Annotated in this window: 21 protein-coding genes and 1 pseudogene; 7 read left to right on the forward strand and 15 right to left on the reverse strand. The window is 42.9% G+C overall.

Annotated features, from left to right (window positions below):
• Positions 1-13: 13 nt before the first annotated feature.
• On the reverse strand, positions 14-2,329 hold the full coding sequence (locus PSV17_RS09300; RefSeq protein WP_300481864.1) for a DNA translocase FtsK: 2,316 nt from the start codon (positions 2,327-2,329) through the stop codon (positions 14-16).
• A 129-nt stretch (positions 2,330-2,458) separates the two neighbouring features.
• On the opposite strand from PSV17_RS09300, the gene PSV17_RS09305 reads away from it, so the two are divergent.
• The 5 genes from PSV17_RS09305 (at position 2,459) to PSV17_RS09325 (ending at position 5,838) form a co-directional block, all read left to right on the forward strand.
• Positions 2,459-2,923: a Dps family protein gene (locus PSV17_RS09305; protein WP_300481866.1), complete on the forward strand. Its 465-nt coding sequence runs from the start codon at positions 2,459-2,461 to the stop codon at positions 2,921-2,923.
• A gap of 52 nt (positions 2,924-2,975) precedes the next feature.
• Entirely contained in the window at positions 2,976-3,920 is a 945-nt protein-coding gene (trxB, locus tag PSV17_RS09310) for a thioredoxin-disulfide reductase (RefSeq protein ID WP_300481869.1), read from the forward strand.
• A complete protein-coding gene (locus PSV17_RS09315) occupies positions 3,895-4,542 on the forward strand; it encodes a Smr/MutS family protein (protein WP_300481871.1) in 648 nt (215 codons plus the stop codon). Before trxB ends, PSV17_RS09315 begins: the two co-directional genes overlap by 26 nt.
• A gap of 12 nt (positions 4,543-4,554) precedes the next feature.
• Positions 4,555-4,758, forward strand: a complete 204-nt coding sequence (locus tag PSV17_RS09320) for a (2Fe-2S)-binding protein (RefSeq protein ID WP_300481873.1) — start codon at positions 4,555-4,557, stop codon at positions 4,756-4,758.
• Positions 4,759-4,935: 177 nt separating this feature from the next.
• Positions 4,936-5,838 (forward strand): HNH endonuclease, encoded by a 903-nt coding sequence (locus PSV17_RS09325; protein ID WP_300481876.1) that lies wholly within the window; start codon positions 4,936-4,938, stop codon positions 5,836-5,838.
• Positions 5,839-5,903: 65 nt separating this feature from the next.
• On the opposite strand, the gene PSV17_RS09330 is transcribed toward PSV17_RS09325, so the two are convergent.
• The 8 genes from PSV17_RS09330 to PSV17_RS09365 all read right to left on the reverse strand — a co-directional run bounded on the left by PSV17_RS09330 (position 5,904) and on the right by PSV17_RS09365 (position 15,892).
• Entirely contained in the window at positions 5,904-6,383 is a 480-nt protein-coding gene (locus PSV17_RS09330) for a nuclear transport factor 2 family protein (RefSeq protein ID WP_300481879.1), read from the reverse strand.
• Between the two features lie 181 nt (positions 6,384-6,564).
• Entirely contained in the window at positions 6,565-8,388 is a 1,824-nt protein-coding gene (locus tag PSV17_RS09335; protein ID WP_300481882.1) for an ABC transporter ATP-binding protein, read from the reverse strand.
• 97 nt (positions 8,389-8,485) lie between these two features.
• On the reverse strand, positions 8,486-8,965 hold the full coding sequence (ispF, locus tag PSV17_RS09340) for a 2-C-methyl-D-erythritol 2,4-cyclodiphosphate synthase (protein ID WP_300481884.1): 480 nt from the start codon (positions 8,963-8,965) through the stop codon (positions 8,486-8,488).
• A 19-nt stretch (positions 8,966-8,984) separates the two neighbouring features.
• Complete coding sequence (gene ispD / locus PSV17_RS09345) at positions 8,985-9,671, reverse strand: 2-C-methyl-D-erythritol 4-phosphate cytidylyltransferase (protein ID WP_300481886.1); 687 nt, start codon at positions 9,669-9,671, stop codon at positions 8,985-8,987.
• 383 nt (positions 9,672-10,054) lie between these two features.
• Positions 10,055-10,915 (reverse strand): alpha/beta hydrolase, encoded by an 861-nt coding sequence (locus tag PSV17_RS09350; protein ID WP_300481888.1) that lies wholly within the window; start codon positions 10,913-10,915, stop codon positions 10,055-10,057.
• A 126-nt stretch (positions 10,916-11,041) separates the two neighbouring features.
• Positions 11,042-14,098 carry an efflux RND transporter permease subunit gene (locus PSV17_RS09355; protein ID WP_300481891.1) on the reverse strand — a complete coding sequence of 1,019 codons (3,057 nt, stop codon included), beginning with the start codon at positions 14,096-14,098 and terminating at the stop codon, positions 11,042-11,044.
• Positions 14,095-15,180: an efflux RND transporter periplasmic adaptor subunit gene (locus tag PSV17_RS09360; protein ID WP_300481893.1), complete on the reverse strand. Its 1,086-nt coding sequence runs from the start codon at positions 15,178-15,180 to the stop codon at positions 14,095-14,097. Before PSV17_RS09360 ends, PSV17_RS09355 begins: the two co-directional genes overlap by 4 nt.
• Before the next feature lie 79 nt (positions 15,181-15,259).
• On the reverse strand, positions 15,260-15,892 hold the full coding sequence (locus tag PSV17_RS09365) for a TetR/AcrR family transcriptional regulator (RefSeq protein WP_300481896.1): 633 nt from the start codon (positions 15,890-15,892) through the stop codon (positions 15,260-15,262).
• Positions 15,893-16,006: 114 nt separating this feature from the next.
• Between PSV17_RS09365 and PSV17_RS09370 the strand changes: the two genes are divergently transcribed.
• Both PSV17_RS09370 and PSV17_RS09375 read left to right on the forward strand, forming a co-directional pair.
• Entirely contained in the window at positions 16,007-17,458 is a 1,452-nt protein-coding gene (locus PSV17_RS09370) for a TolC family protein (RefSeq protein WP_300481898.1), read from the forward strand.
• 25 nt (positions 17,459-17,483) lie between these two features.
• Entirely contained in the window at positions 17,484-17,882 is a 399-nt protein-coding gene (locus PSV17_RS09375; protein WP_300481900.1) for a hypothetical protein, read from the forward strand.
• 79 nt (positions 17,883-17,961) lie between these two features.
• Here the strand turns inward: PSV17_RS09375 and PSV17_RS09380 are convergent.
• The 6 genes and pseudogenes from PSV17_RS09380 to ccoG form a co-directional block, all read right to left on the reverse strand.
• Positions 17,962-18,306: pseudogene (locus PSV17_RS09380) on the reverse strand (DUF202 domain-containing protein); the annotation flags it as partial.
• A 68-nt stretch (positions 18,307-18,374) separates the two neighbouring features.
• Complete coding sequence (cydX, locus tag PSV17_RS09385; RefSeq protein WP_300481902.1) at positions 18,375-18,476, reverse strand: cytochrome bd-I oxidase subunit CydX; 102 nt, start codon at positions 18,474-18,476, stop codon at positions 18,375-18,377.
• Between the two features lie 23 nt (positions 18,477-18,499).
• Positions 18,500-19,645 carry a cytochrome d ubiquinol oxidase subunit II gene (cydB, locus tag PSV17_RS09390; protein WP_300481904.1) on the reverse strand — a complete coding sequence of 382 codons (1,146 nt, stop codon included), beginning with the start codon at positions 19,643-19,645 and terminating at the stop codon, positions 18,500-18,502.
• 9 nt (positions 19,646-19,654) lie between these two features.
• The gene (locus PSV17_RS09395) at positions 19,655-21,229 is read right to left on the reverse strand and encodes a cytochrome ubiquinol oxidase subunit I (protein WP_300481906.1); all 1,575 of its coding nucleotides are present in this window, start codon (positions 21,227-21,229) and stop codon (positions 19,655-19,657) included.
• 12 nt (positions 21,230-21,241) lie between these two features.
• On the reverse strand, positions 21,242-21,442 hold the full coding sequence (gene cydP, locus PSV17_RS09400) for a cytochrome oxidase putative small subunit CydP (protein ID WP_300481908.1): 201 nt from the start codon (positions 21,440-21,442) through the stop codon (positions 21,242-21,244).
• Positions 21,443-21,574: 132 nt separating this feature from the next.
• On the reverse strand, positions 21,575-23,164 hold the full coding sequence (gene ccoG, locus PSV17_RS09405; protein ID WP_300481910.1) for a cytochrome c oxidase accessory protein CcoG: 1,590 nt from the start codon (positions 23,162-23,164) through the stop codon (positions 21,575-21,577).
• Between the last annotated feature and the right edge of the window lie 11 nt (positions 23,165-23,175).

Genomic DNA, 23,175 nt, shown 5'->3' on the forward strand with positions numbered 1-23,175 from the left:
AGTTTTTTGGATATCAGGAGTCGTGATGCGGTACTAGCACTTCACGGTTACCGTTGCTTTGCATAGCTGAAACCAAGCCCGCGCGTTCCATGTCTTCTATCAAGCGTGCTGCGCGGTTATAGCCAATACGTAATTGACGCTGAACACCTGAAATGCTGGCGCGGCGGGTTTTGAGTACGATACCAACGGCTTCATCATAGAGTGGGTCAACTTCTGAACCAGCACTTGAACTAGAAACGCTGTCAGCGAAGTCTGCTCCGCCTTCTTCAGCCTCATTACTTAAGATGCCTTCAATATAGTTTGGTTCACCTTGTGCTTTGAGGTAATTCACCACTTTGTGCACTTCTTGGTCAGATACAAATGCACCATGAATACGCACAGGATAACCAGTACCTGGTGGCATATACAACATGTCGCCCTGCCCCAATAAGGCTTCCGCACCCATTTGATCCAAAATGGTACGCGAGTCAATTTTACTGGAAACTTGGAAAGATATACGTGTAGGCACGTTGGCCTTAATCAAACCTGTAATCACATCTACTGATGGGCGCTGCGTAGCAAGTACCAAATGAATACCTGATGCACGCGCTTTTTGCGCTAAACGGGCAATCAATTCCTCTACTTTTTTACCGACTACCATCATTAAGTCGGCCAATTCGTCAATCACTACAACGATTAATGGCATTTCCATCAATGGTTCAGGATCATCTGGCGTTAAGCTAAATGGGTGAGGTATTTTCTCACCCGCTTTTTCTGCATCTCTAATTTTTTGGTTGTAACCCGCAAGATTACGCACACCCAAACTAGACATCAATTTATAACGACGCTCCATCTCTGCTACACACCAATTAAGCGCGTTTGCCGCTTGACGCATATCCGTTACAACAGGTGCTAATAAGTGCGGAATACCTTCATAAACTGAAAGCTCAAGCATTTTTGGGTCGATTAAAATCATGCGCACTTGGCTAGCATCGGCCTTATACAACCAGCTTAAAATCAACGCATTAATCGCCACAGATTTACCTGAACCAGTTGTACCCGCAACCAATACGTGCGGCATTTTTGCCAAATCAGCAACAACAGGTTTACCTGAAATATCTTTACCCAGTGAAATTGCCAACGGGGATTTAACCTCTGCATACGCTTGGCTACCCATAATCTCGGATAAATAGACAATTTGGCGTTTGGGATTTGGAATCTCTAAACCCATGCAGGTTTTGCCCGGAATAGTTTCGACCAATCGCACACTCACCACAGAAAGTGCGCGCGCCAAATCTTTAATTAAGTTGGTAACTTGGCTACCTTTTACACCAGCCGCTGGTTCCAACTCAAAACGAGTAATCACGGGGCCTGGCTGAGCGGTAAGCACTTTTACTTCAATACCAAAATCCATTAACTTGCGTTCAATTAAACGTGATGTAAAGTCTAATGTTTCTGCGGATGGCAGCTCAACCATGCCAGATGGATCATCCAGCAAATGCAAAGGTGGCAAGGCTGAGTCTGGCATCGATTCAAATAATGGCGCTTGTTTTTCTTTTTGTACACGCTCACTTTTTTCGACTTCTAATATTGGTGTTTCAATAAATACAGGCTCGCGGGCTTCCACACGTTTGCGCTCTGTTTTTACAAATTCAGTACGTTCCTGTTCAACCACTTTGCCCGCTTGTCTATCTTGTCTGTCTTGCCATTTGAATTTCAGATATTCATAGCTTGAAATAATCGCTCCGCCTAACTTTTCGGTCATCATGATCCATGACCAGCCCGTAAATAAGCTGAAACCCACGACAAACATCACCAGTAACAACATACTGGAGCCAGTGTAACCAAACAGGTTTCTTAAACCAGCATCTAAGCTCGTGCCCAGCATGCCACCACGCGCATCTGGCAACATGGCTGGCAGGCTAACAATATGCCCTGCCTCCAAGGCACATGAAGCTACAAAAAGTAAAGTAAAGCCAATAAAGTTGAATAGCAAAAATGGTTTTTCACTGCTGGCCACGACTTCTAATTTTAAGTAAACCAACCACATGGCGTAAAACGCCAAAACTGCCCACCACCATGCTGAAAATCCAAATAAATACAACATCATGTCAGAAAGCCATGCACCAGCGCTACCACCTGCATTATGAATTGGTGCGTTGTCTGCCGCCATGTGCGACCAAGATTGATCTTCGCGATGATAAGTAAACAGAATCACCGTAATGAAAAGCCCTGCTAACACTAAAATTAACCACCAAGCCTCTTTAATAAGCGTAGCGCCTATCATATGTGAAGGGCTCACTTCTGCCTCTCGGCGAGCATTAACAGGAGTTGATTTTTTGAAAAACAAGATAGTCGAACCTTACAAATTTTTAGTATCAAATTTAATTATATCAGTATCAAAGTCGCTTGGTAGCTAATACAATACTAATCTAACTCTAAACCACTCTGCACCTACATTTCTCTTAAGGAAACTATCATGGATATCGGCATTAAAGAACAAGACAGAAAAGCCATTGCACAAGGTTTATCACACCTTTTAGCTGATACCTACACGCTTTACTTGAAGACACATTATTTCCACTGGAATGTCACTGGCCCAATGTTTAACACCCTTCACTTGATGTTTGAAGCGCAATATACCGAATTAGCCTTAGCTGTGGATTTAGTGGCTGAGCGCATCCGCGCATTGGACGTTTACGCACCTGGCACTTACCGTGACTTTGCAAAATTATCTTCTATTAAAGAGTCTGAATCTGTGCCTAGAGCGCAAGATATGATTGCAGAACTAGTTGCAGGTCATGAAGCGGTTTGTCGCACGGCGCGTAGCGTATTTCCAGCGGCTGATACTGCGGCTGACGAAGCCACTAAAGATTTGTTAACGCAACGCCTGCAATTGCATGAAAAAACCGGTTGGATGCTGCGCAGCATGCTTGAAAAATAAGTCAAATGACCCCAATTAAATTAAACAATACTTAACAAAGAAAGCAATACAAATGGCAACACGTCACGTCAAATTACTCATTTTAGGTTCTGGCCCAGCTGGCTATTCAGCCGCCGTTTACGCTGCGCGAGCAAACCTTAAACCTGTACTCATCACGGGTATTGCACAAGGCGGTCAATTGATGACTACAACAGAGGTCGATAACTGGCCTGCTGATGCTGATGGCGTGCAAGGCCCTGAGTTAATGGAGCGCTTTCAAAAGCATGCAGAGCGCTTTAACACTGAAATGATTTTTGACCATATTCACACCACACATTTGACTGAAAAGCCAATTCGTTTAGTAGGCGATAGCGGCGAATATACTTGCGATGCTTTGATTATCGCGACAGGCGCATCAGCGAAATATTTGGGTTTACCTAGTGAAGAGGCATTCTCAGGCAAAGGCGTTTCAGCTTGTGCCACTTGCGACGGTTTCTTTTACCGCAATCAAGAAGTTGCTGTGATTGGTGGCGGCAACACTGCTGTTGAAGAAGCATTGTATTTAGCCAATATTGCAAGCAAAGTGACATTGGTACATCGCCGCGATAAATTTAAAGCGGAAGCCATTTTGGTTGATAAGTTAATGGCGCGTGTAGCTGAAGGCAAAATCGTGCTTGAAACATTCAATACACTAGATGAAGTGCTAGGCGACAATACTGGCGTAACTGGCATGCGCATCAAAAACGTGACTGATGGCAGCACTAAAGACATCGCACTTCAAGGCGTATTTATTGCCATTGGTCATAAACCAAATACCGACATTTTCGAAGGTCAACTCAACATGGAAGGCGGTTATATCGTCACGCAAATGGGTCGTGGCGGCAACGCTACGGCAACCAGCGTTCCTGGTGTGTTTGCCGCAGGTGATGTGCAAGACCATATTTATCGCCAAGCGGTGACTAGCGCTGGTACAGGTTGCATGGCTGCGCTAGATGCTGAACGATACCTCGACAAATAAGCTATTAAGCGCAAAAAAGCGTTTAAAGCAGGCTGAGGCAGCAAAAAAGTTAGCTGAACAAAATGCCGCCAAAAAAATCAGTGAGCTTTCTAATCGAGAATCCACTGATGAAGCCTCACTTTTTCGTGCTGCGGTAAAAGACGTCAAACCTTTTACCGCACCACCAAAAGATGAATACAAGCTAAAACCAAAACCCATCCCATTACAATTTATTCGCGATGAACAACAAGCGCTTGTTGATTCATTGTCGGATCACTACATTCCAGCCCATGAAATTGAAACAGGTGAAGAGTTACTTTACCTTCGCGATGGGCACTCACCCGACATTCTAAGCAAACTACGCCGCGGACACTGGGTGATTCAAGCCAAAATTGACCTGCACGGTTTGATTAGCGATGAAGCTAGAGCCTACGTTTCAAGTTTTATTAGCGATTGCAAAAAACGCGGCATTCGCTGCGTTCGCATCGTACATGGCAAAGGCTTAGGCTCCCGCAACCGTGAACCCGTACTCAAAAATAAACTTCGCGGCTGGCTCATGCAAAAAGATGAAGTCATTGCCTATGCCGAAGCTAAACAACAAGATGGCGGCAGTGGCGCGGTGATTGTGCTACTAAAGGCTTAGCAGTCCTCGATAATGACAACCAAAAACGACAATTTAGACGACGAAATCATATGCACATGCAGCGGCACCACGCGCGCCAAAATCAAAAAACTGTTTAATGAAGGCATGGATATGGAAGCTATTTCAAATTGGTCTGGCGCACTTTCAGGCTGTGGTGGCTGTGAATGGGATGTTGAGCAGTATTTAAATGAATTAGCTGAACAACAAAAACAATAAAATCACGCAGTTTGAAATGCATTGCGTCTGTCATTACTATTGATTATAGTAATGACAGACCAACACTTAACCATCAGATTTAAAAAGAAAAATAATATGTCAAAATCAATATTCACTATATTCTTATACGGACAGATGCGTCCGTATAATAACTGTAGGGCATCATAGGATTCCGCCATGCGGTGCATCTTCTGTAAACAGGACTCATCCTCGTCTCGCAGCGTTGAGCACATCATGCCAGAGTCGATTGGCAGCAAAAGACGAGTGCTACCTTGTGGCGTAGTCTGCGACAAATGTAATAACTACTTCGCCCGAGAAGTCGAAGGCCCGGTGCTCAGCCATCCATCAATGAGAAACATCCGGGCGTGGCATCAAGTTCCAAACAAGCGGGGGAAAGCGCCGTCATTGCGAGGCTATATCGGCGGCACCGAAGTTGCCGTTGGTTTTCGTCGAGGCCGCGATGGAAAACTCGAAATTGAACCAGAGAGACAACGAGACCAAGAACACGTGGCTGCTGAATGGAAGGCGGGTCTTCCGAACGGATTTATATTCACGGTCGACATGGATCCGCCAAAACGAGAAATGTCCCGCTTCTTATGCAAAATGGCTCTGGAAACCGTTGCAGAGCTATTTACGCACAATGAGGGTGGCACGGAAACGATGGTTGATCAGTCCTACTTTGACAACATTCGAACCTATACCCGCTACGGAAATAGCTTCACGGAATGGCCGTTTTCACAACGGCGCATATACCCAGAAACGACGTTAATGCGCCATCCCGAGACAAACAAATGGGTTCCTGTTGGCTTCGGCTGCACCGTATTTGCAACGAAGCGCCTAGAAACGCTATTCGTGTTCTGCCTCTATGGCTTCGAGTTCGTTCTCAACGTCGGCGGTCCCTCAATTCGGGGTTACGAAGAATGGTTGGAAGACCACGGACACATCAGCCCAATGGTTGAACGTCTTGGCTGCCGCCTCGTAACAGAGGGTGAAGGCAAGTCACAGCGGCATTATCTTGATGGCGACTTCAATGTGCGCAACGGTCTTGCGTTTGACCAACGTCACGGATACCGCCCATGATGCCCAACCCTGCGGTGCAGGGGACGCTGCGCGATAAAGCCGCGCAGCGCCTCTGACCTTGAACGTTATAACCCCAACTCACTCAAACTCACATACTCATCAGGTCTGCGACCTAATGGCCAGTGAAATTTACGGTCAGTTTCGTTAATGGCTAAGTCATTAATGCTGGCGTAGCGTAACTCCATCAAGCCATTTGCATCAAACTGCCAATTCTCGTTACCGTATGAGCGAAACCAATTGCCAGCATCATCGTGCCATTCATAAGCAAAGCGCACAGCGATGCGGTTGCCGTCGAACGCCCATAGCTCTTTGATTAATCGGTAATCATGCTCTTTTGCCCATTTTTTAGTTAGAAATTCGACTATTTCAGCGCGTCCTTTTGGAAACTCAGCACGATTACGCCATTGCGAATCTACGGTATAGACCAATGAAACACGTTGTGGATCGCGGCTATTCCAGCCATCTTCGGCCATACGGACTTTTTGAATTGCAGTTTCACGCGTGAACGGTGGAACTGGAGGGCGAACTTCTGCTTCAATATTCACAAAATTAACTCCTTACATTAATAAAACGTTGCCTTAAAACTACTCGTCATTGCGTGCTTTGGCGTATGAATAATGTGCTTTAGCACATATATTCTGCGGACAAGTCCTTTACGGTCTGACACGCAATCCAGTGACTTTTGACGACACTGGATGCCGACTTTCGTCGGCATGACGGCTAACCTTACTCACCTAAAAAGCCACCGCTCTGATGCGCCCAAAGACTAGCATAGAGGCCACCTTGTTTGAGCAACTCTTGGTGATTACCCTCTTCTACTATTTTGCCTTCGTCTAATACAATTAACCTATCCATCGCCGCGATGGTGGATAAGCGATGTGCAATGGCAACTACGGTTTTACCTTGCATTAAATTATAAAGGCTGGCTTGTATGGCTTGCTCAACCTCTGAATCCAATGCACTGGTTGCTTCATCTAATAAGAGAATCGGTGCGTCTTTTAACATGACACGGGCGATGGCAATACGTTGCCGCTGCCCGCCAGAGAGCTTCACTCCGCGCTCGCCAACATGCGCATCGTATGCGGTGCGCCCTTTTGCATCTTGTAGCGATAAAATAAAATCATGCGCTTCAGCACGTTTAGCGGCGTTAATCATCTCGGCTTCTGTGGCGTCTGGGCGGCCGTATAGAATATTATCGCGCACACTTCTATGTAAAAGTGAGGTATCTTGCGTGACCATGCCGATATTCTCGCGCAGACTGTTTTGTGTGACAGAGTTTACATTTTGATCGTCAATCAAAATACCGCCTTGCTCCACCTCATAAAAGCGTAATAGCAAATTAACAATGGTAGATTTACCCGCACCAGAACGACCGACCAGCCCTACTTTTTCACCTGGTTTGATGTTTAAGTTAAGGTCTTTAAGCACTATTTTGCTACCACCATAACTAAAATCGACTGCATCAAATTTAATGCCTCCTTGTTTAACTTGTAGTGGTTTTGCATCTGGCGCGTCGCTAATATTATTGTGCATGGTTAGCGTATTCATGCCATCCTGTACCGTGCCGATTTGCTCATATAAAGTAGTCATTTCCCACATGACCCAGTGTGAAATACCATTTAAGCGCAAAGACATAGCAGTTGCTGCGGCTACGCCACCCACTGAAACTTGACCTTTGCTCCATAAATACAAGGCAGTTAAACCCGTTGCAATAATCAACAACATATTCAACGCGTGATTGATGATTTCTACCATACTTACCAATTGCATTTGCGCATGCACCGTGCCGATAAATTCTTGCATAGCATCTTTTGCATAGCCGCTTTCACGACCCGCGTGGCTAAACAATTTAACTGTACTTATGTTGGTATAGGCATCGGTAATGCGCCCAGTCATTAGGCTGCGAGCATCTGCTTGCATCCGAGATGTTTTGCTTAAACGTGGCACAAAATAACTTAAAGAGGCAATATAAGTAGTTAACCAAACTAAAAATGGAATGGCAATCAGTGAGTTAAAGTACGCCACGATACCAACCATGCTGCCAAAGTACACGACGACATACACCATGATATCGGCCACAACAAACCACACATCGCGCACCGCTAGCGCGGTTTGCATAACTTTTGCAGAAACACGACCAGCAAATTCCTCTTGATAAAAACTCATGCTTTGATTCAACATTAAACGGTGAAAATTCCAGCGCATACGCATAGGAAAATTTGCCGCCAATGTTTGGTGCTTAAACATAGTCTGCAAAATAATAAAGAAAGTACTCAAGATTAGAATTAAGGCTAACGCGCTTAAATAGCTTGTGTATTGTTGCCATAATAATTCTTTTGGCACACTGCTTAACCAATCGACAATTTTGCCCATCATGGCAAATAAAGCAGCTTCAAATGCAGCAATTAAGCCCGTAAAAATCGTCATGCCCAATAGATATGGGCGTAAACCTTGCGTGCAGGCCCATGCAAATGTCCAAAAGTTTTTGGACGGTGTGGTGATAAGAGTTTCGGGGAAAGGCGAAGCTAGGTTTTGGAACCATTTAAACATGTGCGTTCAATTCAAGTAATTTGTTTCAAGTAAGGTGTTAATTAATCAAAATATCCAATAGATATTACCTATCAAATTTGAAGAGATTTAAGTTGATTTAACTTTTAACAATCGTGCAAACTGCCTCAGCCGCGATACCTTCGCCACGACCAGTAAATCCTAGCTTCTCTGTAGTGGTGGCTTTAACATTAATTTGTGTTATTTCAACAGCGCAATCGGCGGCAATGTTGGTACACATTTGCGCCGTATGTGCTGATAATTTAGGCGCTTCACAAATAACTGTCGCATCAATATTATTGACCACAAAGCTTTTAACTTTTAATAAGGCAACAACATGGCGTAATAATTCACGAGAATCTATCCCTTTAAATTTATTATCACTTGGTGGAAAGTGCTTACCGATATCACCCAAGCCAGCAGCGCCAAGTAAGGCATCGCATATTGCATGCAGCAATACATCAGCATCAGAGTGACCATCCAAGCCTTTTTCAAATGGAATCTCAATCCCGCCAATAATGCACTTTCTGCCAACCACTAATTGGTGCACATCAAACCCATGCCCGATACGTATGTTCATGCTCTCATCATTTCATTTATTAAGGTTGACTATCTAAGAGTGCAGACAATACCGCTAAATCTTGCGGATAAGTCACTTTTAGATTCCGCAACTCACCTGTTACCAACTTGGGTTTTAAACCCAAAGCTTCAATCGCTTCAGCCTCATCAGTTGGCGTGCCATTAAATTCTGTAAGCGCTTTTCTTAACGTGACGTAACGAAACATTTGCGGTGTTTGCGCCTGCCATAAATTATTGCGTGGAATAGTGGCAGAAACACGTTGCTCATCATCTGCACGCTTCAATGTATCTGCTAAAGGCATTGCTAGTAAACCACCTACCGCATCATTCTCTAACGTATTCAATAATTGATTAAGCAGAACATTGCTTAAACCTGGCCGAGCCGCATCATGTACCAAAATCCAGTCATCGTCTTCAACTTGGCTCTTAATGACCTCTAAACCATTTAACACCGTACCAGCGCGTGTATCTGCGCCGCAGTAATGCACTTGCAGTTTGCTACTAGAATGTAAATAAGCACTACGCCAATGCTCATCTTCTTGATTAATGAGAATATGGATTGAGCTGATCCTAATCGACTGATCAAATACTTTGATGACATGCTCAATTAATGTTTTGCCATGCAAGTTTAAATACTGTTTAGGTGCATCCGCCCCCATGCGACTGCCAGTTCCAGCTGCAGGAATAATCACATGAAAACGCGCCATATTTAAAGCTCAAAGATTGTAATTGTCATACTAAATTTTAACATGGTGAGGTGGAGATGAAGGAACAAATACTAGCGTTTGTATAAACAAGCATTAAATTCTGAAGAGCATTTTTAAAAATACATAATGCTTGGGTGTGGTTAATAGATAATTCTGAAATTAATGGCTCAAAGACTACCCGCAATGTAGGAAAATTGTAGTTTCTTACTAATTAGATGATCTAAAACAGACATGATATTTATCTCAAAACACTATATTTTGAGATAAATATCAAATGAGCAAGGCTTTAATCTTACTGACTTAAAGCCTTATGCGGACATTATTAATGGGCAATATTAGTTTTCACTAAATCACTCAACTATTGATTTACTGGTGTAAGTATCCTATGCATTCAATACAACTTCCAATAGTTTGGCAGGATTATCTACAAAGCCAAAATGTCCAGAATTCTCGATGGTAATTATTTTTGCATTTCCCAGTTCGCTAGCTGTGCGCTGTCTTTCCTGCAAGGTTGACCAATCATGGTCACCATACACTAAGGTAACAGGTGCTTTAACCCCAGAATAGAGCGCTCTTGCTTTACCCCACGATCTCCAGTTAGCGAATACATTTCGTTCTACATAGCGAAATCCTTTTCGATAACCTGCGCGATTTATTTTAGATAACAATTCATTTGGCAGCCAACTTCTATTTTTTAACCCACCACTCAACACCATACCTAAAAACAACCAATTTTCTAAGGCTGCGAATATAGCGCCATGGATTGGAATTGCGTAATTTGCAAGGACAAGGTTTGAAAACATACTGCCACGACGGACTCCATCTGCATATCGCGTTTCGTAATCGTAAGTGTTGGAAGACACTACTTTAATAATGCGCTCTGGCATTGTGCTAGCCACAGTTAGCGCTAATACAGCACCGATTGATTCACCAACCAACGTTACATTATTCAAATCTAGTTTTTTGATAAAGGCAATTACAGCTTGTCTCATATATGGCTCATCGTAATTAGCCTGTTTGTCTATGCTTGATTTTCCATGACCTGGTAAATCCAATGCATACACTGTGTAGCGTTTAGCCAGTTCAGGGATTACCTCTTTAAAATAATCCAACTGCGTGCGTATGGTATGCATCAAGATAATTGGCTCACCTGCACCAGTTTTAAGCACTCTTATTTTCTGATCATTGCTTATATTTACAAATAGTTCGGTTTCACTCAATGTAAGGTCATTAGGTTGATTCATTTGTTACCCCTTTATGATTTCAATTGTTTCATTGATTTAAAAAAGTTATAGCTTTATAACTGATACAACATCAAATACTAATACTATGGTCAAGCTCTTAGAAGTTGTTGACCACAGCTCAAACGGCTATTGAACGGGCTTCTTCACTTTGAACCATATTGCATAAAGCGTTGGTAAGAATAATAAAGTAAGTACCGTGCCGACCGCAGTTCCGCCAATCAAGGTGTAAGCCATGGAGCCAAAAAACACGGAGGATGTTAGTGGGGTGAAGGCTAATACCGCCGCGAGTGCAGTCAGAATCACCGGTCTGGCCCGCTGCACTGTAGCTTCAATCACAGCTTCGTATGTGGGCAAGCCTTCTTTCTCGTTGGTGTTAATTTGACCAATCAAAATCAGCGTGTTTCGCATCAAAATCCCTGACAAACCAATTAATCCCAAAATGGCATTAAAGCCAAATGGCTGATGAAAGATGAGCAAGATAGGCACTGCTCCCACCAGACCAAGTGGCGCAGTTAAGAACACCATGAACATGCCTGAAAACGAGCGTACTTGAATCATAATCACCACCAATGTCAGGATGAGCATAATCGGGAAGATAGGCAGCAAGGCATCATTGGCTCGGGCGGCTTCCTCAATTGAACCATCCAACTCAATTCTATAGCCGGAAGGCAGTTTTTCAATAATTGGTGTCAAGGATTTCCAAATTTCCATAGACACTTGAGGCGGCTGTAAACTTTCATCAATATCGCCACGAACAGTAATTGTAGGTAATCGATCGCGTCTGATAAGTTTCGGTGATTCATTACGCACTTCAACTTCTCCCACTTGACTCAATGGTATTAGCTGACCCGAACGTGTCGTGAGGCTAAAGTCCTGAATTCGTGAAGGATTGAAACGCTCACTGCCTGCGCTTCTGGCAACAATGTCCACCGTACGGATATTTTCACGCACTTGTGTGATGGGTACGCCCGTCAGTAAGAACTGTAATTGCTCGGCGGCTTCATTGGGCGATAAGCCAATGAGCTTTAAACGCTCCTGATCAAGTTTAAAATGCAATGTGGCTTGTAACGCACCCCAGTCTTGGTTCACTTGGCGCATATTTTTATTTTCACGCACCACCGTACTTACTTGATTGGCTAAGGCTTTTACCTTGTCAACATCAGGCCCCATAATACGGAACGCCACTGGAAAAGGTGAATATGGTCCAAACACTAATTGAGAGGCACGAATTTTACCTTCTGGGGCTAGACCTTCGGACACCACTTTACGAAAGCGAAGTTTTAGTTCGTCGCGAGCGGCTTCGTTTTTCGTTAACACAATAATTTTAGCGAAGGATGGATCAGGCAGTTCTGGATTGTATGCCATGAAAAACCGCGGTGCCCCGCGGCCAATATACGTGGTCACTATTTCTGACTCTGGTTGTTGTTTTAACCAAGCTTCAACTTTAATCGCGGTTTTACTGGTCGCCTCAATGCTTGTGCCTTCAGGCATTTGTACTTCTACCAATACCTCGGGACGGTCGGATTGAGGGAAAAATTGTTGTTTCAACGCCCCCACTCCAAGTCCAGAAAGCAGAAGTAAGCCAATCACAATACTGGCTACAGTGAACTTATGATCTACTGCCCAAGTGATTAATTTACGTAGTTTTTTGTACCTTGGTGTTGAATAAATGGCTTCGTGCCCACCCTCCACTGGCTTGATATTTGGCAAGAGTTTGTAGCCAAGATACGGCGTAAAATAAACGGCTACAATCCAAGAAATAATCAAAGCAAAGCCTACAATCCAGAAGATATTTCCTGCATATTCCCCTGCCGTGGATTTAGCGAAACCAACGGGCGTGAACCCGATAATCGTAATCAAGGTGCCAGATAACATAGGGGCTGCGGTATGGCTCCAAGCATAGGCCGCGGCTTTAGAACGCTCATAACCTTCTTCCATTTTCACTACCATAATTTCAATGGCGATAATCGCATCATCCACCAACAGTCCGAGTGAAATTATTAATGCACCTAGTGTGATACGATCAAACACGCGGTCTGTCATCATCATAATAATGAATACACAAGCTAAGGTTAGTGGCACAGCGGCAGCAATCACCAATCCGCCACGCCATCCCATACTCACTAAACCCACAATCATCACCACAGCAAGTGCCACAAAGAATTTCAACATAAATTCATCAACAGATGCTTTGATATTGACAGCTTGATCGCTGACTTTAGTTAGTGATAGTCCCAAAGGAAGGCTCGCTGTAATTTTTTGGGATTCGCTCTCTAATGCTTTGCCGAGATCAAGACCGTTCCAACCCTCCTTCATGATGACACCTAGCAACAGACTAGGCTCACCATTATGTCGAATCAAAAAGGTCGCAGGATCTTCATAGCCACGTTTAACTTCCGCAATGTCGGATAGTTTGATGCTTTTTGACCCAGAAGTAATAGGTGTATTTCTGATGATATCTAAATCGTCATAGCGACCTTCAAGACGCACAAATACTTGCGGACCTTTCGTCTCAACAGAACCAGCGGGCGTGATTAAATTTTGGCGAATCAACGCATCAAAAACATCTCTGGCATTGATGCCCAAAGTAGCCAGTTTTTGATAGGAAAACTCAACAAATATGCGCTCTGGTCTTTCCCCAATTAAATCTATTTTCTTAACGCCATTCACACGTAAAAGCTGTTGTTTGATGGCTTCCGCGTGTCGCGTAAGCATACGCGGTGCCATGCCATGCGCTTCAACGCCATAGATTGCAAACGTCACATCGGAATATTCATCATTAATAAATGGGCCGAATGCCCCGTTCGGCAGGTTTCGTGCCTCATCTCCCAGTTTCTTGCGTGCTTGATAAAACTGCTCGGGCACCACTGCTGGCGGCGCTGTATCTAGCAATTTTAAAGTTAATAAAGCGATACCAGGTCTCGTGATCGTTTCCACCCGGTCATACCAACGAAGCTCCTGCAGGCGCTTTTCAAGCGGCTCAGCTACAAGGTCTTGCATTTCCTGCGCGGTAGCCCCTGGCCAAACGGCAGAAATAGTCATCACTTTGACTGTAAAAGAAGGGTCTTCTGCCCGTCCTAATTTTAAAAATGCATAAAAACCTGCGGCACTTAACGCGATGATGAGGAATAAGGTGATGGCGCGTTCGCGGACCGCCAATGCAGATAAATTGAAGTTGCTCATAGTGCACCCAAAGTATCTTCAAGGACACGTACCACTTCATTCTCATGTAACAGATGTGCACCTAAGGCAATAACTTCATCACCGGGATGTACACCATTCGTAATGATTGCCTGATCATCTGTGAGGCTCGCCACCTTTACTTTATTGAAGTGCACATTAGAGGTTGGACGATTGAACACCCAAACGCCTGGGCCTTGTCCTTGGCCAGGGTCATATAATGCGCCAAGAGGTACTACAACTGAGGTGTTAGCTTTATGCGAAAAACTAATGCTAATGGTGGATCCTAAAGGCGCGTCCGCTGCAGAGCCTTGTAAGATATATTTAGCCGAAAATGTTCTTGTGGCTGGGTCTGCAGAGTCTGAAAGTTCACGCAGCTTTGCTGGGCTTGATTTGCCATTATCACCGTACAAAATGGCTTGCCCTATTGAACCAATAGAGGGACGTATGGTTTCAGGTAAGTTAATGGCAGCTTCTCTTGGCCCGTTTTTAGCCAGCTTTATAACCACTTGGCCTGCTTGCACCACTTGTCCCGGTTCTGCCATTGTTGTCACCACAACACCATCGGTATCTGCAATAAGTAATGCATATCGCTCAGCATTTGATGTCATGCTCTCAGCGGCTTCTGCTTCAGTTAACTTAGCTCTTGCAGTGGCCGCTGCCGCTTTGGCTAAATCATACCTCTGCGCTGATATTGCACCTTGTTCGACCAAACCTTCTAGTCTTGATAAATCAGCGTCCGCTTGCACTTGAATGGCCTTGGCCGCGGCGACAGAGGCCTTTAGACCAGTAGTAGATAAATTAAGATCGGTCGGATCCAATTTCAGTAGTGGCTGACCTTTTTTTACGGCTTGCCCAATATCCACAAAGCGCTCAGTTACTTTTCCGCCTATACGAAAACCTAAATCGCTTTGCACTCTAGCGGTCACAATACCCGTAAACACATTTTTGCCTGCATCCCCAGCCATTACTTTTGCGATTATGACAGGCTGAGGATCTGTACGAACATCATGCGCGGGTGATTTTGAACATGCTGCAACAGCTAATAGCAGGGTAAAACTAGCGCCTTTTAATAAACTACTCATGATAGCTCCTTAGATAATTTAGAGTAATCATAGTTACAAGTTACAGTTATGTCAACTTGTAACCTAAAATATTTTAAATTTATGGCGCAAGACTTCTCAGCACTAAGTTTGAAACAGCAACAGCCCGTATTTTTAAAATTTCCGGCTCATTTTGTTGCAATAAAATAGGGTGTGCAAATGGCTGTAGTGTTTCCAAAATAGCCACGCATACTTCATCGATAGGCGTTTTTCGTTCAAACTCGCCCATGTCTCTTCCATCAGCAATAATTTTATGGATGACATCGAGTTTTGCTTGCTTGTAGTCTCGGACTGTACTCCAACCTTCCTCGACAGCACATATCGCTATATCATGCAGCTTCTTTTCATTAAAGAAAAGATTAAGCCCTTGTTCTACTATCACTTTATATAGATTTCTAATGCGATTTGTAGCACTTGTTTTATCGTTCGAAACTTGCTGAATAGCATCTACAATCCGACCTAGCGTCATTGCGCAGATAGCCTCACCTATTGCCTGTTTTGATTCAAAAAAACGATAAATATAAGCATTAGAAACCCCAATTGCCTTACCTAAATCGGATACGCTAGTTTTCCTATAGCCATATATACGAAAATGCTCGTCAGCTGATTGAATGATTTGATCTCTGCGCTCATGTTCTGCGGGTCCACGCTGTCCTGCAGTAGTCGCCTGATCAGTATTTTTACTTTTACGCATTTCTACTCCTTCACTTTAAGCTTTAAATTCTTGGTTACAATATATTAAAAGTGTTGACATATAGTAACAGTTTAATATAATTGTAACTCATTTTACTCATATATGAGATACCTCATGTCTTTAAAAGTCAATATTATTAACGTTGGTACCTTAGCAGCGTTAACCCTGCTTAACGGTTGCATGATAGGTCCGAATTATCAAAAGCCAGATATGCTATTACCTTCAACGTTTCACAATGCTGTTGAAGTTCAGCATCGCCTAGCGTCTGAAAAGTCAGATTTATCTACTTGGTGGATGAGCTTCAATGACCCCCTTTTGAATCGTTATATTGAAACAGCTTTAACGAACAATCTTGATTTAGAGCAAGCTACAGCAAGAGTAAGCCAAGTAAGAGCAGAGGTACAAGGTGCTAAAGCGGCGCTTTTACCATCAGGGCAATTAAATGGCCAAGCAACATCAAATCGCCAATCATTAGAAGATCCACTAGGTAGATTATTAAATGCCACACCTAATTATGATCGCAATGGTGAGTTATATGACATCAATGCCTCTGCAAGCTGGGATTTGGACATCTTTGGCGGTTTGCGCAAAAATCAGGAATCAGCAAAGGCTGAATACGCAGCTGCTGATGCTTATAAATCTGCAGTGCAATTAGCTATAGCTGCTGAAACTGCAGATACTTATGTACTGATCAGGACATTTCAAACTCGTATTACATTAACCAAAAAAAGAATTGAAACCCAACAAAAACTCGTTAACTTGGTGAAACTACAATTTTCGAGAGGTCTTATTCCGGAACTACAATTAAACCAAGCGCAAGGTGCATTATTTGAGATATCCGCGGCTATACCTGTTTTAGAAAATGGGCTCGAAGTATCTATGAATGCTTTAGATATTCTACTCGCGTCTCCACCAGGCACACACTCAGCAGAACTAAGCCAAGAAATAGCAATCCCTAATGCGCCAGCCATAACCTCAGCTGATGGTCCCGCAGAACTTTTGAGAAGGCGTCCAGACATTATTGTTGCTGAAAATAAATTGATAGCTGCCAATGCAAGAATTGGTGTGGAAATGGCGGAGTATTATCCAAAATTTTCCCTATTTGGTCTTATTGGCACGTCTACAACTCAATCAAGCAATATTTTTAGTAATGCGGCCGAACGAGCCATGGGAGTCATTGGTTTGCGTTGGCGACTATTTGATTTTGGCAGAGTTGATGCCGCCGTTGCTGCTGCTAAAGGGAGAAATAACGAAGCGATTGCTAGTTACCGTCTATCAGTGTTAAGGGCAACAGCAGATGTGGAAAATGCGTTTTCAACTCTGGTTAAACGCGAGGCACAAGAGACGAATTTAGCGCAAGGCGAAGCTGCCTATGAAAAAGCAAGAGGCTCCGCATTTACAGCATACAAGAATGGTGCTTTAAGTCTTATCGAAGTATTAGATGCAGATGAACGCCTTTTACGTACGCAAGACGCAAGAGTTCAAGCTAAGTCAGACGCAACAAGAGCGGCTATTTCATCATTTAAGGCACTGGGTGGCGGCTGGAGCGCCGACAAATCAAGTTAAAAGTAAGGATTATTAGCAAACTATAATGGAGATAAAAGATATGAAGTTTACTTTTAAAAATGTTGCGACTATCAATGCACTATTACTATTTTCGTTAGCGGTTATTTGGATGTTCGCTCCCAATATATTTCTATCAATGTGGGGCATTGATTATACATATGATCTGGGTTTGCTTAGTAGACGTGGCGCTGCAGCCTATGCTGGGGTAAGTGCTATGCTTTTCTTTGCAAGAAGTGCGCAACCCTCGCCTATTCGGTCAGCTTTAGTTACAGGATTTATCGTCACATGTTTTATTCTATCAATACTAGGCATAATCGAGTTTGCAACAGGTCATGCTCGCGCTGAAATATTGATATCAGTGTTTATTGAAATTGCAATTGGAATGTCACTTTGGTTTGCTAATAAACATAAGACAGCGGGTTAATACGCTTGAAGTATCTGTATTGATACGAAGCTTTTATAAAAAACTAAATGGGGTGTTGCTAATTTTAGCCCCAATTTTTTTAAGCAATAAAAAGATAACCTGCTAGTAGCAAGCCCACTATTGCAATCGAAAAGCTCAATAATGAAGCCAACCAATGAATTGCTAATTTGGGTACATCTTCAGGTGGAACCGTTTTAACATAAAGATGATGGTTTAATTGCGCTCCTACTGAAATGATAACTCCAATCATTACCAACGAAATGCCAAAGATATCTGCAAGACCATTACTCGGGTGCAATGTGTTGTTAGTTTGATTTGATAATGACAATATCGATAAAAATAAGCCAAATTTAGCTACAACAAACCCAAGCGCCATGATTGCCATACTCGACCTTAGCCACGCTAATAAAGTACGTTCTGCAGCAAAAAAGACTCTTGGTCAGAAGCAATTTTTATCCTTAATCATTAATGTGCAAATAAATCTTATTAAAACTATTGACCATCGTCAGGTTGCTCCGCTTCTAACCACATGACGTTAATAATGCCAAAGGCTAGTGCTAGTCCAACGCCTAAAATCCAAGTGAAATACCACATTTTAATCTCCTAAATTGTAAAGTTTAATACGCTGTATGCGTATTGTCTTTAATCGATTGAATAGTCACCTTGCCTCTCAGAACGCGGAATACCCAAGCGGTGTAAATTAAAATCAGTGGCAAGAAAATAATCGTCACTACAAACATAATACCTAACGTTTTTTTACTTGAAACGGCATCCCAAATTGTCAAACTGCTGGTGGGGTCTGTGCTGGAAGGCATGATAAAAGGAAACATGGAGAACCCTGCTGTTAGAATAATTCCCGCTATGGTAATGCTGCTAAAGAAAAATGCAGTTCGCTCATTTTTAAATCTTGCATTTATTAGAGCTAATGCAATACCTATAAAGCCTGCAACAGGTGCCAAAATCATCCATGGGTATGTGTGATAATTAGTCAGCCAGCCACCAGCAGATATTTCTACGGACTTGGTTAATGGATTAAGTGCAATATTTACATCTTGCAAAGATGTAATGGCGTAGCCATCTAGCCCGTAGGCAACCCAAACACCCGCAAGTGCAAATGTAATCGCACAAACAATGCCAGAGAAAAGTGCGGCTTGTTGTGCGCGCTTTTGCACAATGCCATCGCTACGTAATTGTAAGTAAACAGCTCCATGCATCATGAGCATGGATAGGCTTACTACCCCACATAAAAGTGCAAACGGATTAAGTAGTTGCCAAAAGCTACCTGTGTAGAATGAACGTAAAGTATTGTCATAATGAAATGGCAAGCCTAGTAATAAGTTGCCAAAGGCAACGCCAAAAACTAAGGCTGGAATTGCGCCGCCTGCAAATAGCGCCCAGTCCCAGCCGTTACGCCAATTCTGATTGGCTAGTTTGCTGCGATAATCAAAACCTACAGGTCTAAAAAATAATGCGAACAGAACTAGCAGCAATGCTACATAAAGCCCTGAAAATGCCGCCGCATATACCAGAGGCCATGCCGCAAAGACTGCCCCGCCAGCAGTAATTAGCCAAGTTTGATTGCCTTCCCAAACGGGGCCAATCGTATTAATAATGACCCTACGCTCATCATCTGTCTTACCTAAAAATGGTAGCCAAGCCGCAACCCCCATATCGAAACCATCCATTACTGCAAAACCAATCAGCAAAACTCCAATAAATAGCCACCAGATGAGTTTTAGAGTTTCATAATCAAAAAATGTCATGATATTTCCTTAGGCTTGAGTAATGATTGGCTGACTTTTTTCGAAAAAGTAACGTCCTGTATGCAAGCTTGATGGCCCCAGCCTTGCATATTTAAACATCAGAAACATCTCAACTATCAACAGTAGCGTATAGAAGCCAATAAACCCAGCTAAGCTAAAATATAAATTACCAACCGTTAATGATGACGTGGAGAGATGCGTTGGCAATATGCCAGAAATCGTCCATGGCTGACGTCCCATCTCTGCGACTACCCAACCCATTTCAGCAGCAATCCATGGCGCTGGAATTGCATACAGTGCTAATCGCAATAACCAAGTTTGCTTTTCCATGCTACGTTTGATGGTGAAATAAAATGACGCTGCGAATATAAAGAACATCAGGAAAGCCATGGCCACCATCACGCGAAAAGACCAGAATAAGGCGAACACATTGGGAATGGTGTCTGAAGCAGCTAGTTTTATTTGCGCCTCTGTTGCGTCTGTAACATTAGGTGTATATTTTTTGAGCAGTAGACCAAAGCCTAAGTCCTGCTTAGTTTTATCAAATGCAGCCATTGAAGATTCGGACTTATCACCCTCTTTTAAGCGTTGTAAATCTGCATAAGACTGCATGCCATTGCGAATACGTATTTCATTTTGGTTTTTAATATCAACTAAGCCAGTTACCTCTTCATCAAGTGAGCGAGTGGCGATTAATCCTAATAAATACGGGACTTTAATCGCGTAATCAGTACGCTCCTCTGCTTGATTAGGAATCCCAAAGACTGTAAATGCGGCTGGCGCTGGTTCGGTATGCCACTCGGATTCAATGGCAGCCAGTTTCACTTTTTGCACCTCTCCCGTGGCATAGCCTGACTCATCACCCAAGATAATCACAGACAGGATGGACGCCAAACCAAAACCAGATGCAACAGCTATAGAGCGAAGCGCAAAGCCAGTGTCGCGCTTTTTAAGTAGGTACCATGAAGAAATGCCTAACACGAACATGGAAGCAGTTGTATAGCCTGCCGCAACGGTATGAACAAACTTTACCTGGGCCACTGGATTGAAAATGAGTGCGGAAAAGCTAGTCATTTCCATTCGCATTGTTTCAAAATTGAATTCAGCGCCCACAGGATTTTGCATCCAGCCATTTGCGATTAATATCCATAATGCTGATAAGTTGGAACCTAACGCAACTAGAAAAGTAACCATCAAATGTTTTTCTTTTGATAATTTATCCCAGCCGAAAAAGAATAAGCCAACAAAAGTTGACTCTAAAAAGAACGCCATGAGCCCTTCAATGGCAAGTGGTGCGCCAAATATATCGCCTACGTAATGTGAGTAATAAGCCCAGTTGGTTCCAAATTGAAACTCCATGGTGATGCCTGTGGTGACCCCCATGGCAAAGTTAATGCCGAATAACTTTCCCCAAAACTTGGTCATGTCTTTATAGACTTGCTTGCCAGTCATCACGTATACGGATTCCATGATGACCAAAATCCATGATAATCCTAGCGTAAGTGGTACGAACAAAAAGTGGTACAACGCTGTAGCACCAAATTGTAAGCGGGAGAGATCAACAACTTCGGCGGAGGGTAGCATTGGCAAACCTAACTAATTAGAGTGATTTAATATGATGCGAGTAACGGCCAATTGCCTGGCGTCTTTAGCGATTGGGTGAGAAAAACAAAGTGCCCATAACAGCCATAAAAGGAAAATTTTAATGGCTAGAATAAGGCTAATTTCAATAGCCAAGCGACCAGGTTTTTTGGACTCTTTAAGATGTTTAAGGTGATCAAAATACTGAGTAATCATGGGTGTACCTTAAGTGATTAAGCCGCTGTAGTCGCATTCTCTAAAACAGCTCTCAGTCTAAGTGAAATCGTTTCTAAAAGGAATGCGACAAGATGTCGCATTCCTCAACTTTAAATGATCACATGATCTATCTTATGACCTTGGCACTAGAAAGATTGATTTTTCCTCTATGGATTGATTGCTCTCAATGGCTTTAATATGAAAGTTAATCTTATGAGAGCCTGGTTGTATAGTGCCATCAGGCACTTTTAAATCAACAATTACCCAGCGAGCCTCTGCTGGTTTAACCATAACGGACTCACTATTTTCTTTGTTTTTTGAACTATGGTCACTATCAGCCATTTCTATTTTAAGTCCTTCAAGGCCGCTGACACTCATTTGATAGTGTTGAGTAATCTCGGTGCCATTCATAATTTGTAAGCGGTATACGTTTTCTAGCATACCATCATCAGAGAGCCGCGACATGACACCACGGTCGCGGACAACATCCACACGGAAAGGGGTTCTTAACCATAGGCTTGTGAGTAGGCTGCCCACTAATATGCTTAAAACAGCAGCGTAAATAATGACACGCGGTCTAAGTATTCGTTGCAACATTTCTTTCTTGGTCCAGTTATTATTCATGGCATTTTGCGTTGAATACTTAACCAATCCACGTTCATAACCTACTTTATCCATTACCGTATCACAAACATCCGCACAGGCACCACAACCTATGCATTCGTATTGCAATCCTTTACGAATATCTATGCCTGTCGGACAAACTTGAACGCATAGTCCGCAATCAATACAAGAGCCTAATTCTTTAGATTTTGCATCATCTTTACGTGAACGTGCGCCACGTGGTTCTCCGCGAGCTTCATCGTAAGTCACAATCAAGGTGTCATCATCAAACATTGCACTTTGAAAGCGCGCATAAGGGCACATGTATTTGCAAACTTGCTCACGCATAAAACCTGCATTGCCATAGGTAGCAAAGCCATAAAAACAAATCCAGAAAGTTTCCCATGGGCCAAGACTCAGGTTAATCACTGAATGAGCCAAATCACGAATGGGTGTGAAATAACCTACAAAAGAGAAGCCAGTCCATAACGCAAAAGTAATCCACACAAAATGTTTAGCACTTTTTTTAATCAGTTTATTAGAGGACATTCCAGCGGAATCAAGCTTCATCCGAGCCCCACGTTCACCTTCTATTTTATGCTCTATCCACATAAAAATTTCTGTATACACCGTTTGTGGGCAGGTGTAACCACACCACAAGCGACCTGCGATTGCAGTAAATAAGAACAGTGAAAGTGCGGAAATGATGAGAATTGCCGTGAGATAGATTAAGTCCTGTGGATACAAAACTAAATTAAAAATGTAAAAGCGTCTTGTGCCCAAATCAAACAACAAGGCTTGGCGGTGACCCCACTCAAGCCAAGGTATGCCATAAAATACAATTTGAGTAATCCATATCATTGCCCAACGCCATTTTGTAAAAAAACCAAATGTGCTGCGTTGGTAGATTTTCTCTTGCGAGGCGTATAGTGAAATCACAACTTCATTTGCTACGTCTGGTACTTCTGTTTTGTTACTAGCTAACGTTTCTTTCACACATCCAACTTTCTTTGATTTACTGGTTTGTACTGAAATAACAGCATTAAACGTGCCATGCTTCAATTGAATGAATTTAACTAATTGTTTTAATGGATAAATAATGTCTATATTGGCTTCCATATAATAATTAA

Source organism: Methylotenera sp. (assembly GCF_029946165.1).
Classification (GTDB): domain Bacteria; phylum Pseudomonadota; class Gammaproteobacteria; order Burkholderiales; family Methylophilaceae; genus Methylotenera.